The sequence below is a fragment of the Microbaculum marinum genome, from assembly GCF_037855135.1.
Classification (GTDB): Bacteria; Pseudomonadota; Alphaproteobacteria; order Rhizobiales; family Tepidamorphaceae; genus Microbaculum; species Microbaculum marinum.
This window is the reverse complement of sequence record NZ_JAZHOF010000001.1, coordinates 338,926-353,128: the sequence shown is the minus strand read 5'-3', so window position 1 is coordinate 353,128 and position 14,203 is coordinate 338,926. Positions and strand designations below refer to the sequence as shown.

Below are 14,203 nucleotides of genomic sequence, written 5' to 3'. Positions count from 1 at the left end.
CGGCGTCGTTGCAGAGTTCGTCAGGCAATCGCGATGGTGCCGGCGAGCCCTCTCTTCATCAGGCCGTTGGCGATGATCAGCCGCTGGATCTCGCTGGTTCCCTCCCAGATCCGGTCGACCCTGAGCTCGCGATAGAAGCGCTCGGCGACGTTCTCCCGCATGTAGCCGCGTCCGCCGAAGATCTGCACGGCGCGGTCGGCGATGCGGCCGGCGGCTTCGGAGGCGAGCAGCTTGGCGATCGAGCAGCGCGCGTGCAGCGTCTTCAGGTCGAGTCCCCGGTCGTGCGCGGCGGCGGCCTCGTAGGTGACGAGGCGGGCGGCGTGCAGGTCGACCAGGCAATCGGCGAGCATCGCCTGGACGAGTTGCTGCTCGCCGATCGGCACGCCGCCGACGACGCGCGTCGCGGCGAAGGATGCGGCCTCCTCGATCAGCCGCTCTGCCGCGCCGCAGGACCGCGCGGCGATCATCAGCCGCTCGCGGCGGAACCAGGCATAGGTGTAGTCCATGCCCTCGCCTTCGGCGCCGATCAGGTTCTCCGGCGGCACCGCCACATCGTCGAAGCGCAGGATCGGGTGGTGGTGGCGATAGGTGTGCGTGTAGGCGGGGTTGCGAACAGTGGAAATGCCGGGCGTGCCGGCGTCGACGAAGAACAGGCCGTGGGCGCCCGGATCGTTGCCACCGGCGATCTTCACCTGCACCAGGATCGTGTCCGACAGGTTGGCGGAGGTGACGTGCCACTTGGTGCCGTCGATCAGGTACCGGTCGCCGTCGCGCCGCGCCGTCGTGGATATGTCGTCCACGTTGGAGCCGGCGCCCTCCTCCGTGATCGCGTAGCAGAAGTGCTTCTCGCCGCGCATCATCGGCAGGATGAAGCGCTCGATCTGGTCCTCGCTGCAGGCGTCGAACATCCAGCCCTGCGCCTCGGGATAGCACCAGCCGAGCGCGTTGGTGACGCGGCCGATCTGTTCGGCGGCGGCGACCTGGTCGAGGATCGGCAGGGCAAGCCCGCCCCAGCGCTCCGGCACGTCCATGCGCGGCAGACCGATTTCGATCGCCATAGCCTCGTGGCGGTCGGCGACGTCGGCGGGGATCTCGCCGCCGTTCATCTCCGCTTCCAGCTCCCAGGGGATCAGCTCGTCGTCGACGAAGCGGCGGATCCTCTGCTGCCAGGCGAGGGCGCTTTCGGGCAGTTCGAAACTCAACCGGCGCCCTCCAGCCCGTCCGGCCGGCCATCGGGGACGATCGGTCCGGCGTCGGTGAAATGGTCGGGGAACACGGTTGCCAGATGCATCCTGGCGACCGCCCAGGCCTCCTCGCGCTTGAACTCCCTCGGCGAGATCATCAGGTGGTGCCAGAGGCCATTTAGCATGCAGTCCAAACCGCGCGCCAGAAGGCGGTAGTCCTGGCCCGGCCGGACGAGCTGCCGGACCAGGTCGGCGACCGTGTTCTGGTACTCCACGTCGTTGGGGCTGCACAGTTCGCGATAGGTCGGCCGCGACTTCGCCTCGCCCCAGAACGCGCCCCAGGCGGCCAGCTTGCGCTGCGTGCAGACCTTGCGGTCGAAATCCGCCGCCGCCAGCGCCCAGAGCCTCGCCGCCGGGTCCGGTCCGGCCGCGTTGACGGCGCTGCGCCAGTGGGTTCGGTACTCGTCGGAGAGGTAGCGCAGCGTCTCGACGAGCAGCTTTTCCTTGGATTCGAAATGGAAGTTCACGATGCCGCGCGAGAGGCCCGCCCCGTCGGCGACGACGGCCGTGGTCGTCGCGTCGAAGCCGCGCTTGGCCAGCGAGTCGATCGTCGCCTCGATCAGTTCCTGACGTCTCAGGCTCTTGTCGGCCCGGCGCGTTGTCCTGGGTCGCATGGCAAGTGTCTCAGGGCTCAACGTGATCGCCCTCCGGCACGTCCGTAGGAGGCTTCACCGCCCGAATATGCGTGGGCCGAAGCTCACCGGAGTCAAGCACGATCCGCATGGTCCGCCAGACGTCGAGCTGCTGATCGAGGAACGCCTCGTCCGTCCGCGCGAGGATCGTCTCCCGCAACGGTCCGGCAAGCGCGGCTTCCTCCTCCCGTGCCAGATCGCGATACCAGGCGTTGCGGTCGAAGAAGGAGATGTCGACGAAGCCCGCCGCCTCGAGCTCGGTGCGATAGTGCGCCTGCGTCGCCATGACGAAGCCGAGACCCTCCGCATCCAGATAGCGCTGCATCTGCGGTGTCGGCGGTCCTTCCCGGCCGGTCATCCAGTCGCTCGCGGCAAAGACGCCGCCGGGTCGAAGCAGCCGGAAGATGTCGCGCGCCAGGGCCTGCTTGTCGGGGACGTGCAGGATCGAGTCCTTGGAAAAGACGGCGTCGAAGGATGCGTCCGCGAAGGGCAGCGGTCCCGGCTCGACCAGTTCAAACCGGACCTTGCCGGCGACCGCCGATCCTGCCGTCGCCCGGCGCGCCTCGTCGACCAGCGGCGCCTCCACGTCGATGCCGACGACCTCGGCCACGGAATGGTCTTGCGCGATCAGCCGGTCGATGCCGCCGACCCCGCAGCCGATGTCGAGGACCCGCCGTCCGGCCAGGTCGAGACCGTCGAGGATGAGCCCGACCTCCGCCGGCCCGCCCGGCGACAGAAACCCCTCGCCCCAGATCAGCTGCAGCAGGGCAAGGTGCCCGCCGGCATATCCGGAGCCCTCTGGTTCAGCCCTCATTCCGTCTGTTCCGATGTCGGACATTTGCGCTCAAACCATAGCGGAAACAGGGGGCGGCGCAACCCCTCTTGAATGAACGTTCAGCAATATACTGACTGAATGTTCGTTCAGTAATCTGGACACGAGACGGGTCTGTATGCCATGCTGCCGGCACAGGGACCTACCCGTCCCGCATCGCGACAACCTGAAGAACGGGGCCAGCCATGAGCCGCAAACTGACCAAGTCCAACGCGCATTTCAAAAAGGCGCTGACGCGGCTGCCGCTCGGTGTCGCCTCCAACTTCCGCTACTGGGGCGACGACCGGACGATCTATGTCAAGAAGGGCCGCGGCGGCCGGATCTGGGACCTCGACGACAATGCCTATGTCGACTACCGGCTCGGCTACGGCCCGGCGATCCTGGGCTATGCCGATCCGCGCGTCGACGAAGCCGCCCGCCAGGGCATGGAGGTCGGCGGCGTCTTCGCGCTGTCGACCGAGCGAGAGTACGAGGTCGCCGACCGGATCGCGAAGATGGTGTCGTCCGTCGATCTCGTCCGCTTCTCCAATTCCGGCACCGAGGCCGTGATGGCGGCGCTCAGGCTCGCCCGCGGCTACACCGGACGCGATTCCTACGTTATCCTCGAGGGCGGCTACCACGGCCTGTTCGACGCGGTGCTGTGGGCGACCTCGCTGGACCGCTGGGACCCGGAGACGACCGACGAGGACCCGCCGCTGGTTCCCTATTCGCAGGGCGTGCCGGAGCTGGTCCGCCGGCTCCTGCAGATCACCCCGATGAACGACGCCAACCGGCTCGAGGATCTGTTCAGGAAGAACGGCGACCGGATCGCGGCGCTGCTGATCGAGCCGATCCAGGGCAACTGCTGCGGCATCACCGCCGACCCCGAATACGTCCGCGCCGCGCGCCAGCTCTGCGACAAGTACGGCGTCGTGCTGATCATCGACGAGGTGAAGACCGGCTTCCGGGTCGCCAAGGGCGGCGTGCAGGAGCTGATGGGCGTCGAGGCCGACATCTGCACGTTTGCCAAGGCGATGGCGAACGGCTACCAGATCGCGGCGATCGGCGGCCGCGAGGACATCATGCGCAAGTACGGCAACGGCGTCGCACATGGCGGCACCTACACCGCGCACTCGGTCGCGATCGCGGCTGCCGCCAAGACGCTGGAGATCCTCGACGAGACGCCGGCGCTGGAGACGATCGCCGCCTATGGCGAACGGCTGCAGGCCGGCATGGGCCGGATCCTGAACGACCGCGGCATCGTCCACTCCTTCGCCGGACATCCCTCGATGGGCGGGCTGTTCTTCGCGGAGGAGCCGCCGACCAACTACCGCGACTGGAAGACGTCCGACTATACGTTCTACGATACGATGGCGGCGCACCTGCACGACGAAGGCGTCATCTGCGAGCCGGACTCGCGCGAGCCGTGGTTCATCTGCGAGGCGCACGACCAGTCCTGCCTCAACGATACGCTCGCCGCGTTCGAGGCGGCCGTCGACCGGACCGTCGAGGACCTGGCCGGGCGCAAGCCGCGCCGCGCCGCCGGCTGAGACTGTGCCGGCCGAGCCCGTGCGGCAAGGGGAGCAATGCCCGTGAGCGACGCGAACACCTGGGACGCCATCGTCGTCGGGGCCGGCCACAACGGCCTCGTGGCGGCCGGCTACCTCGCCCGCGCCGGGCTGAAGGTGCTGGTGGTGGAGAAGAACGACTGGGTCGGCGGCGCCGCGGTCAGCCGCTCGCTGCATCCGGGCTTCCTCTATTCGAACTGCTCCTATGTCTGCTCGCTGCTGCGGCCGGAGATCATGCGCGACCTCGAGCTGCCGCGCTACGGCCTGCAGGTGATCCCCTACGAGGGCGGCGGCACCTTCACCCGCGACGGCGACGTGCTCGGCACCTACCGCGAGCACGATGCGCACCGGCGCGAGATCGCCCGCTTCTCGCTGCGCGACGCGGAGGCCTACGACCGCTACTCCGCCGACGTGATCCGCCAGTGCCGGTTCATCCGGCCGTTCCTGATGCGCACGCCGCCCGACCCGACCTCGTTCAGGCCGCGCGACGTGCAGGAACTGCTCTATCTCGGCCGTAAGTTCTACGACCTGACCGAGACCGAGATGTACGAGACGATCCGGTTCTGGACGATGCCGATCGCCGAGTTCCTCGACGAGTATTTCGAGGCCGACGTGGTCAAGGCGAGCTTCTGCATCTCCGGCATCATCGGCACGGCGCTGGGCCCGATGTCGCCGGGCACGGCCTACGTGCTGCTGCACCACTACATGGGCGAGGTCGACGGCTCGGTCGGCGCCTGGGGCTATTCGCGCGGCGGCATGGGCGGCATCTCGAACGCGCTGTCGGCGTCGTTCCAGGCCTCGGGCGGCACGGTCCGCACCGGCGCCGGCGTCGACCGCGTCCTGGTCGAGAACGGCCGCACCGTCGGCATCGTGCTGGACGACGGCGAGGAGATCCGCGCGCCGCTGGTCGTCTCCAACCTCGACGTCAAGCGCACCTTCCTGAAGCTGGTCGAGGAGACGGAGCTGCCCGGCGGCTTCGTCAAGCAGGTCCGGAACTTCAAGATCCGCGGCTCCTCGGGCAAGGTGAACATCGCGCTCGACGCCCTGCCGAAGTTCCCGGCGCTGCCCGACGATTCCTCGATCTATCGCGGCGACATGCACTTCACCGATTCCGTCGAACGCATGGAGCGCGCCTACGACGACTGGAAGGCCGGCCGCTGGTCGGCCGATCCGTTCCTCGACATGGTGATCCCGACCACCATCGACCCGACCATGGCGCCACCCGGCAAGCACTTCATGAGCTGCTTCGTCCAGTACTGCCCGCCGAAGGTCGAGGGCCACGACTGGACCGATGCCGAGCGCGATGCCTTCGGCGCGGCGGTGATCAACCAGATCGCCGACTATTCGCCGGGCTTCAGGGACCTCGTCCTGCATGCCGAGGTGCGCACGCCGCGCGAACTGGAAGCCGAGGTCGGCCTGACCGAGGGCAACATCTTCCAGGGCGAGCTGACCTTCGACCAGCTGCTGTTCAACCGGCCGGTCCCCGGCTACGCCGACTACCGCAGCCCGATCGGCGGCCTCTACATGTGCGGCTCCTCGACCCATCCCGGCGGCGGCGTCATGGGTGCGCCCGGACGGAATGCCGCCTCGGAGATCCTGCGCGACCTGAAGAAGCCGCGCAAGGACATGAGCGATGCCTATGCGGTGCTGTAGGATGTCGCCACTGCCCTTACTCCAGGGTGTCATGCCCGGACTTGTTCCGGGCATCCATACCCACGATCGCGCACCACAGTGTTCATGGATTGCCGGGACAAGCCCGGCAATGACGGCATTGGTGAGTGGAGCCCTCCGGCCATGACCGCCCGCACAGCCGACATCGTTGTCATCGGCGGCGGCCATAACGGGCTGGTCTGCGCGACGCTGCTCGCCAAGGCGGGACGCAAGGTGGTGCTGGTCGAGGCTGCCGAGGCGCTCGGCGGCGCGGCGCGCACGGTGGAGTTCGGCGACGGCTGCAGGGTCAGCCAGGTCGCCCACGTACTGAACCAGCTCCACCCGGAGGTGGAGAAGAAGCTCGAACTGAAGCGGCACGGGCTGCAGCTTGCCGCGACCAACATCCCGACGACGGCGCTCGCCGCCGACGGCCGGCACCTGACCCTGCACGGGCCCTTCGGCGAACGCCTGGAAGGCGACGTGTCGGCCGAGGACCAGGCCGCCTGGAAGGACCTGCGGGCGAAGCTCATGCGCTTCGCCGCCGTGCTGCGGCCGGCGCTGACCGACATTCCGCCGCGCCTGAAGAACGGCTCCCGCGGCGACATGATGGCGCTCGGCAAGCTGGGCCTCGGCATCCGGCGGCTCGGCCGCGCCGACATGCGCGAGTTCCTGCGGATGATGCTGATGAACGTCGCCGACGTGCTCAACGAGGAGATCGGCGACGACCGGCTGAAGGGGGCGGTCGCCTTCGACGCCGTGCTCGGCACGCATCTCGGCCCGCTGTCGCCGAACTCGCTGATGACGCTCTACTACCGCCTCGCCGGCGAGGCCGACGGCATGCAGGGTGCGCTGGCGCTGCCGAAGGGTGGCATGGGGTCGGTTGTCTCGGCGCTCGAAGCCGCGGCCAGGGCGGCCGGCGTCGAGGTCCTAACCGGCGCGCCCGTGAGCCGGATCCTGGTGGAGAACGACCGCGTGTCTGGCGTGAAGCTCGAGAATGGCGAGGAGATCCGGGCGACGACCGTCGTTTCGGGCGCCAATCCGCGCACCACGCTCATCGACCTGCTCGGCACGTGCGAGCTCGATACCGGCCTCGTCCGCCGGGTCTCGAACATCCGGATGCGCGGCAATGTGGCGCGGCTGCACCTCGCCGTCGAGGGCCTGCCGGACTTCAGGGGCCTGAGCGAGGGCCTCGCCGTCGGGCGCCTGCTGGTCGCGCCCTCGATCATGGAGATCGAGACGGCCTTCAACCCGGTGAAGTACGGAAGCTCCTCGCCCGTGCCGGCGTTGGAGATCGTCATCCCGTCGCTGAGCGATCCGGCCCTCGCCCCCTCCGGTAGGCATGTCGTCTCGATCAACGCCCTCTATGCGGCGTACGATCCGAAGGCCGCCCGCAAGACGGCGCGCACCGCCTTCCAGAAGAGCGTCATGAAGGTGCTCGAACAGCATGCCCCCGGCATCGGCGAGCAGGTCGTCGCCAGCGAGGCGATGATGCCGGCCGACATCGAGGAGGCCTGCCGGATGCCGGGTGGCCACTGGCACCACGGCGAACTGGCGATCGACCAGATGTTCATGCTGCGGCCGGTGCACGGCCTTGCCCAGTACGCCGCGCCGGTCCCCGGCCTCTACCTGTGCGGCGCCGGCAGCCATCCCGGCGGCGGCGTCATGGGGGCGGCGGGAATGAACGCGGCAAGACGCATCCTGTCGGAGGCGAAGTGAGACTATGAAGACTGTCGCCTGCCCTCCGCAGTCGCTCCAGCCGCTCTGGGCCCCGGATCAAGTCCGGGGCGTAGGGCTTTCGTATGGCAGAAGCCATGCCACAAACGCAGTCGATATCCACTTAATCGGGGATCCGGAGCAGCGTTTGCGTCGGACGCCCACCGGGGACAAGGCGCCATGAGCCAGCTCCGCAACAATCTGCCCCGCGAGCACTTCCGCGAGCCGCTCTGGCAGACGCCGTTCCATCCGCGGCTGGAGGCGCTGTCGCGCACCAAGGCCTGGTACAACTGGGGCGGCTACCAGGTCGCCAGCGTCCTGCGCAGCGAGGAGAACGAGTACTTCGCGATCCGCAACGCCACAGCGCTGTTCGACGTCACCCCGATGGTCAAGTACCGGATCGAGGGGCCCGACGCCGAGGCCTTCTGCGACCGCTTGACCCTCCGGGACGTCGCCAAGCTGAAGTCCGGCCGGGTCCAGTACACCTGCTGGTGCGACGACGAGGGCAAGGTGCTCGACGACGGCACGCTGTTCCGCTTTTCCGAAACCGAGTTCCGGCTGTGCTGCCAGGAGCGCCATCTCAACTGGCTGCTCGATTCGGCGATCGGCTACGACGTCGCGGTCGCCGAGGTGACCGAGGACATCGCCGGCCTCGCGGTGCAGGGGCCGACCTCGTGCACCGTGCTTCAGGAAGCCGGGTTCGACGGCATCGAGACGATGAAGCCCTTCGACATCCGCCGGTTTACCGCGGGAGGGATCGAGGTGACGGTGTCGCGCACCGGCTTCACCGGCGACCTCGGCTACGAGGCGTTCGTCGCGGCGGGCGACGCGCTGGCGCTGTGGGACCTCTTGTGGGAGGCCGGCCGGCTCTACGGCATCACCGCGATCGGCTACACCGCGCTCAACCTCGCGCGCCTCGAGGCCGGCTTCATCGTCACCAACTCCGACTTCATCGCCGCGGAGACCGCGGTCAGGCCGAACCGCCGCCGGTCGCCCTTCGAGATCGGGCTCGACTGGATGGTGGCGCTCGACAAGCCGCGCCATTTCAACGGCCGCCGGGCGCTCAGGGCGGAGAAGGCGAACGGCACCTCCAGGCGCGTTCTCGTCGGCCTCGACATTGAGGGAAACGTGCCGGCGGAGCACTCGCTGGTCTATCACCGCGGCAAGAAGGAGATCGGCCACATCACGGCTGCCGCATGGTCGCCGACGACCAAGCGCAACATCGCGCTCGCCTCGCTGGAGCGGCCCTACGGCGTCAGCGTCACCGACGACATGTGGGTGGAGATCTACGCGTTGCGGGAACTGACCTACCAGAAGATGATGGTGCGGGCGCGCATCGTGGAGCGGCCCTTCTTTGCAAATCCGAGACGTACCGCAACGCCGCCGGCCCCGTTCTGACGACAGGCGCCGGCCCATCGAAGACCGCGTGGATGAAACCGACTGCGCTCTACACCCATCGCCTCGATCCGCTGCTGAGGCCCTCGTCGCTCGCCATCGTCGGCGCCAGCGCACGGCCGGGCAGCGTCGGCAACATGCTGATTCGCCACCTGCGGCTCGGCGGCTATCCGGGCGCGCTGTGGGGGGTCAACCCGAACTATCCCGAGATCGACGGGGTGCCGTGCTACGCCTCGCTGCAGGACCTGCCGGCCGCCCCGGAGCATGTCGTCTTCGGCATCGGCGACGACCGCCTGGAGCAGGAACTGGCAAAGGCCATCGAACTCGGCGCAAGGGCCGCGACGATCTTCTCGCCGCTGTCTCTCGCCGGCGACGACACCCTTAAGGACCGCGTGCGCGCGCGTGCGCGCGAGGCCGGAATGGTGCTGTGCGGCGCCAACTGCATGGGCTTCTACAATTTTCACGCCGGCCTGTGGGTGTGCGGCTTCGAGACTCATCCGCGCCACCGGCCGGGGGGCACGGTGCTGCTCACACATTCCGGCGCCCTGTTCACCGCGCTGGTCGATTCCGAGGAGCGCATCGACTACGGCCTCGCCGTCTCGCCCGGCCAGGAACTGACGACGACGATCGCCGACTACATGGACTTTGCCCTCGACCAGCCGTGGACGCGGGTGATCGGGCTGTTCATGGAGACCGCGCGCGATCCCGACGGCTTCGAGGCGGCGCTGAGGAAGGCCAACGAGAAGAACGTCCCCGTCGTCGCCCTCAAGGTCGGCCGCACCGAGGTGTCCGCCCGCCTGGCGGTCACCCATTCCGGCGCAATCACCGGCGACCATGCCGCCTATTCCGCGCTGTTCGAGCGCTACGGCGTCGGCCAGGTGCGCACGGTCGAGGAACTCGCCGCCTCGCTGATGGTACTCGAGGCGGCCCGCGACATCGGCCCGGGCGGGATCGTTTCGAGCCACGATTCCGGCGGCGAGCGCGGCCTGATGATCGACCTCTGCCACGACGAGGGCGTCCGCCTCGCCGAACCGGGCGCCGCGACGATCGAGCGCCTCACGGACGTGCTCGATCACGGCCTCGAACCGGTCAATCCGCTCGATCACTGGGGGTCGGGCCGCAACTTCCCGTACGATTTCGAGGAGAGCTTCAAGGCGCTGATGCGCGATCCGGACACCGCCATGGGAGCGCTCGTCCTCGACCGCACCGTCGACGGCCGGGTCCAGCCGATCAACATCAGGCTGGTCGCCGAGACATTCGCGGAGACCGGCAAGCCGTCCTTCGTCGTCGCGACGCACCAGGGAAGCGGCACGGATCCGGAAGCGGTGCGGGCGACCCGGGCCGGAACGCCGGTGATGGACGGGCTGGCCTCCTTCGTCGCCGCCGCCCGTGTCGCATTCGACTGGCGGGACTTCAAGGCGCGGCCGCCGATGCGGATCGCCCCGCCCGATCCGCAATCGGTCGAGACCTGGAAGACGCGGCTGGCCGGCGGCGAACCGCTCGAGGAGGCCGAGGCGCTCGCCATGCTCGCCGATTTCGGCATCCCGACGGCCCCGTGCGAGATCGCCGAGGACGAGGCCGCCGCCGTTGCCGCCGCCGACCGGATCGGCTATCCGGTCGCGCTGAAGACGGCGACGCCCGGTATCGCGCACAAGTCCGATGTCGGCGGCGTCACGCTGGGTCACGCGACCGAGGACGCGCTGAGGGGCGCCTATCGGGACATGGCCGGGCGGCTCGGGCCGCGCGCGATGATCGCGACGATGATCCCGGGGCCGAAGGTCGAGCTGATCCTCGGCATGACGCGTGACGCGACGCTCGGGCCGGTGGTTCTGATCGGCTTCGGCGGCATCCACGCCGAAGTGCTCAAGGACGTGGTCTTCGCAAGACCGCCTTTCGACGAGACCGAGGCGCGGCGCCTGATCGACCGGCTGCGCCTGCGGTCCCTCCTCGACGGTGTGCGCGGAGCCCCGCCCAGCGACCTCGACGCCCTGGCAACGACCGCGGCGCGGTTTTCCGTGCTTGCCGCGGCCCTCGGCGACGCCGTGGAGTCGATCGACGTCAACCCGCTGCTCGCCCTGCCGGCGGGCTGTGCCGCCGTCGACGCGCTGGTCGTCGCGCGACGGTGCATCGACACGGCGCAGTGAGCCGGGGACCGGAGGAATTGGGGGCATCCCGGACGGCTGCAGTCGGCCGTCCGGGATGGCATCATCCTGCCAACACGAAACGGAGTGAGACATGCATCTCGAAAAGCTCGCCGATCTCGACAAGGCGCAATGGGTATCGCTGGCCGAAGGCCTCAAGCTGGAGACCCGTCTGTTCATAGACGGCGACTATGTCGACGCCGCCGGCGGCGGCCGCTTCGAGACCGTCAACCCCGCCACCGGCGACGTGCTCGCCACCATGTCGGAGGGCACGGAGGCCGACATCGACATCGCCGTCGCGGCAGCGAAACGGGCGTTCCGGGACGGGCGCTGGTCGAAGATGGCGCCGCGCAGCCGGATGGCCGTCATGTACGGCTTTGCCGACCTCATCGAGCAGGAAGCCGACACGCTCGCCCTCCTCGACACGCTCGACATGGGCAAGCCGATCTCCGACATGGTCAACATCGACCTGCCGGCCTGCGCGGAAACGATCCGCTTCATGGCCGAATGCATCGACAAGATCGACGGCAAGGTGACGGCGACGGAAGCGAACGTCCTGCACTGCATCCTGCGCCAGCCATTCGGCGTCGTCGGCGCCATATCGCCGTGGAACTACCCGCTGCTGATGGCGGTGTGGAAGATCGCGCCGGCGCTGGCCGCCGGCAACACGGTCGTGCTGAAGCCGGCCGAACAGTCGCCGCTGTCGTGCATCCGGCTCGGCGAACTCTTCGTCAGGGCGGGCGGGCCGGCCGGCGTGCTGAACGTCGTCAACGGCTTCGGCGAGACGGCCGGCAGGGCGCTCGCCCTGCACAACGACGTCGCCAAGGTGTCCTTCACCGGCTCGACCGAGGTCGGCAAGCTGATCCTGCAATATGCCGGTCAGTCGAACATGAAGCATGTCGCGCTGGAATGCGGGGGAAAGAGCCCGCAGATCATCCTGGCCGACGTCAGCGACCTGGAACGCGCCGCCACCGCGGCGGTGAACGGGATTTTCTCCAACCAGGGCGAGGTCTGCAACGCCGGATCGCGGATGATAGTGGACCGCAGGATCGCCGGCGATTTCGTCGACCTGTTCCAGAAGACCGCACGCGACAGCTTTTCCGCCGGCGATCCGCTCGATCCGGGCACCAGCATGGGGCCGCTGGTGACCGAGGAGCACCGGCGCCGGGTGCTCGGATACATCGAGGCCGGGCAGAAGGACGGCGCCAGGCTGGTGTTCGGCGGCGATGCGCCCCAGTCGCCCGGCGCATTCGTCAATCCGACGCTGTTCGCGGACGCCAGCAACGACATGGTGATCGCCCGCGAGGAGATCTTCGGGCCGGTCGGCACGGTGATCCCGGTCGACGGGGCGGACGAAGCGATATCGATCGCCAACGACACCAGCTACGGGCTGGCGGCGGGCCTGTGGACGTCGAACCTGGATACGGCGATGCGACTGATCCGGGAGATCGAGGCCGGGGTCGTCTGGGTCAACAGCTTCGACGAGGGCGACATGACGCAGCCCTTCGGCGGCTGGAAGCAATCCGGCAATGCCCGCGACAAATGCTTCGATTCCGTGGTGTCCTACACCCAGATGAAGTCCGCCTGGATCCGCCACTCCTGAGGAACCGCAGCATTATTGTGTCCGAACGGAGTCCGTACCGCTCAACCGGAGGGGTTCCGGAGAACCAGTTACGGAACCGTTAAATAATTGAGAGACGGCCGATTTCGGCCGTTTTTCCGTTTGAGTGTTGCCGTCGGGTAACGAAACGCTTGAAACACAAATCTTGCGGAAGTGTGAAACGATAGAAAAGGTCGCGCGTTAATCCTGCATCATCGGAAGTGCAGAGACACATCCGAAAAGGCCGCCGGGTTCCGGCGGAGGAGTTCAGGAGAGGACAAATGTTGACCACACGCACGATGATCGCCCTGTCAGCCGTTGCAGCGACCGGCATCGTCTTCTTGACCCAGCCATCGCACAGCGAGCAGACGGTCGGCGTGGATACCGTCAAGATTCAGGACCGCCATCCCGCCTTCAACGTCGGAGAGGCCATGCGCGGCGCGCTCGACGCCGAGCGCAACGGCACCGCCCAGGAGATTCCCTCCTCGACGCCGAAGCACGACCGTCTCGACGTGATCGTCGATAACCGGGATTGCGGAAGCTACACGTGGCCGAAGATCCCCGCTTCGTGCCTGAACGCCGGCGACGATGCCGTTACCCCGCGCACCGTGTCGATCGACCATCGCCCCTCGGAGCGTCTCTCGATCGTAACACCGGCCGCGACGGTCGTGGCGCAGCGCTGAACGCAATCGCAATAAATTACCCGTTAGACGGCGCCGTCCGTACCAGTGGAGGCAGCAATGTACCGTATCGCTTTCGCGGCTGCAGTGTCCTTGGCCGCTTTCGCCAGCGTTCCCGCAAGCGCCAGCTTCGACAATACGCAGTTCGACCCGCTCACCGGGCGCGTGATGAAGGCGCCGAAATTTGTCGAACTGGAGGCCCCGGGCATTCCGCGCGAAGTGATCGACTATCACGGTCCCTATGCCCCCGGCACGATTGTCGTCAACACCGCCGAGCGCCGGCTCTACTACATCGCCGAAGGCGGCATCGCGATCCGCTACGGTATCGGCGTCGCCCGCCCGGGTTTCGAATGGGCCGGCACCCACAAGATTTCCCAGAAGCGCGAGTGGCCCGGCTGGACCCCGCCCGCGGAGATGAAGCAGCGCCAGCCCGGCCTGCCCGACTTCGTCCCCGGCGGGATCGAGAATCCGCTCGGCGCCCGCGCCCTGTACCTCGGTTCGTCGCTCTACCGCATCCACGGCTCGAACGATCCGGAATCGATCGGCCAGGCGATGTCCTCGGGCTGCATCCGGATGCTCAACGAAGACGTGGAAGACCTTTACGACCGAGTCCACGTCGGCACCCAGGTGGTGGTGCTCTAGGACCCGATTTCAGGAAACAAGCCTGTCCCCGCGAGCTTGTTCCCGTTCACCGGTGGCCGTGGCCTGACCTCCCGGCCGCCGGTGACGTACTTTCAGGGTGACGTTCTTTCAAGGTGACATTCTTTCC

The 14,203-nt window shown here is 67.8% G+C and carries 11 protein-coding genes; 8 read left to right on the top strand and 3 right to left on the bottom strand.

What is annotated here, in order from left to right:
* Nucleotides 1–20: 20 nt before the first annotated feature.
* From V3328_RS01620 to V3328_RS01610, 3 genes are read right to left on the bottom strand one after another with little or no spacing between them, the layout of a single operon-like run.
* Nucleotides 21–1,202, bottom strand: coding sequence for an acyl-CoA dehydrogenase family protein (locus tag V3328_RS01620; protein ID WP_340327894.1), 1,182 nt, complete (start codon nt 1,200–1,202; stop codon nt 21–23).
* The gene (locus V3328_RS01615; RefSeq protein WP_340327893.1) at nt 1,199–1,858 is read right to left on the bottom strand and encodes a TetR family transcriptional regulator C-terminal domain-containing protein; all 660 of its coding nucleotides are present in this window, start codon (nt 1,856–1,858) and stop codon (nt 1,199–1,201) included. The genes V3328_RS01620 and V3328_RS01615 overlap by 4 nt, the downstream gene beginning before the upstream one ends.
* Before the next feature lie 10 nt (nt 1,859–1,868).
* Entirely contained in the window at nt 1,869–2,690 is an 822-nt protein-coding gene (locus V3328_RS01610; protein WP_340327892.1) for a methyltransferase domain-containing protein, read from the bottom strand.
* A gap of 203 nt (nt 2,691–2,893) precedes the next feature.
* Here V3328_RS01610 and V3328_RS01605 point away from each other — a divergent pair, with 203 nt between their 5' ends.
* The 8 genes from V3328_RS01605 (at nt 2,894) to V3328_RS01570 (ending at nt 14,076) form a co-directional block, all read left to right on the top strand.
* On the top strand, nt 2,894–4,237 hold the full coding sequence (locus V3328_RS01605) for an aspartate aminotransferase family protein (RefSeq protein ID WP_340327891.1): 1,344 nt from the start codon (nt 2,894–2,896) through the stop codon (nt 4,235–4,237).
* A gap of 42 nt (nt 4,238–4,279) precedes the next feature.
* The gene (locus V3328_RS01600) at nt 4,280–5,908 is read left to right on the top strand and encodes a phytoene desaturase family protein (RefSeq protein WP_340327890.1); all 1,629 of its coding nucleotides are present in this window, start codon (nt 4,280–4,282) and stop codon (nt 5,906–5,908) included.
* A gap of 141 nt (nt 5,909–6,049) precedes the next feature.
* Nucleotides 6,050–7,621, top strand: a complete 1,572-nt coding sequence (locus tag V3328_RS01595; protein ID WP_340327889.1) for a phytoene desaturase family protein — start codon at nt 6,050–6,052, stop codon at nt 7,619–7,621.
* Nucleotides 7,622–7,798: 177 nt separating this feature from the next.
* Complete coding sequence (locus V3328_RS01590) at nt 7,799–9,016, top strand: aminomethyl transferase family protein (protein WP_340327888.1); 1,218 nt, start codon at nt 7,799–7,801, stop codon at nt 9,014–9,016.
* A gap of 32 nt (nt 9,017–9,048) precedes the next feature.
* Nucleotides 9,049–11,157 (top strand): acetate--CoA ligase family protein, encoded by a 2,109-nt coding sequence (locus tag V3328_RS01585; RefSeq protein WP_340327887.1) that lies wholly within the window; start codon nt 9,049–9,051, stop codon nt 11,155–11,157.
* Nucleotides 11,158–11,248: 91 nt separating this feature from the next.
* Nucleotides 11,249–12,757, top strand: coding sequence for an aldehyde dehydrogenase family protein (locus V3328_RS01580; protein ID WP_340327886.1), 1,509 nt, complete (start codon nt 11,249–11,251; stop codon nt 12,755–12,757).
* Between the two features lie 278 nt (nt 12,758–13,035).
* On the top strand, nt 13,036–13,437 hold the full coding sequence (locus V3328_RS01575; RefSeq protein WP_340327885.1) for a hypothetical protein: 402 nt from the start codon (nt 13,036–13,038) through the stop codon (nt 13,435–13,437).
* A 57-nt stretch (nt 13,438–13,494) separates the two neighbouring features.
* The gene (locus tag V3328_RS01570; protein WP_340327884.1) at nt 13,495–14,076 is read left to right on the top strand and encodes a L,D-transpeptidase; all 582 of its coding nucleotides are present in this window, start codon (nt 13,495–13,497) and stop codon (nt 14,074–14,076) included.
* Nucleotides 14,077–14,203 lie beyond the last annotated feature (127 nt).

Coding starts and splice junctions, on each gene's coding strand:
- V3328_RS01615 (WP_340327893.1), bottom strand. CDS start 1,858: ATGCGACCCAGGACAACGCGCCGGGCCGACAAGAGCCTGAGACGTCAG.
- V3328_RS01610 (WP_340327892.1), bottom strand. CDS start 2,690: ATGAGGGCTGAACCAGAGGGCTCCGGATATGCCGGCGGGCACCTTGCC.
- V3328_RS01605 (WP_340327891.1), top strand. CDS start 2,894: ATGAGCCGCAAACTGACCAAGTCCAACGCGCATTTCAAAAAGGCGCTG.
- V3328_RS01595 (WP_340327889.1), top strand. CDS start 6,050: ATGACCGCCCGCACAGCCGACATCGTTGTCATCGGCGGCGGCCATAAC.
- V3328_RS01590 (WP_340327888.1), top strand. CDS start 7,799: ATGAGCCAGCTCCGCAACAATCTGCCCCGCGAGCACTTCCGCGAGCCG.
- V3328_RS01585 (WP_340327887.1), top strand. CDS start 9,049: ATGAAACCGACTGCGCTCTACACCCATCGCCTCGATCCGCTGCTGAGG.
- V3328_RS01580 (WP_340327886.1), top strand. CDS start 11,249: ATGCATCTCGAAAAGCTCGCCGATCTCGACAAGGCGCAATGGGTATCG.
- V3328_RS01575 (WP_340327885.1), top strand. CDS start 13,036: ATGTTGACCACACGCACGATGATCGCCCTGTCAGCCGTTGCAGCGACC.
- V3328_RS01570 (WP_340327884.1), top strand. CDS start 13,495: ATGTACCGTATCGCTTTCGCGGCTGCAGTGTCCTTGGCCGCTTTCGCC.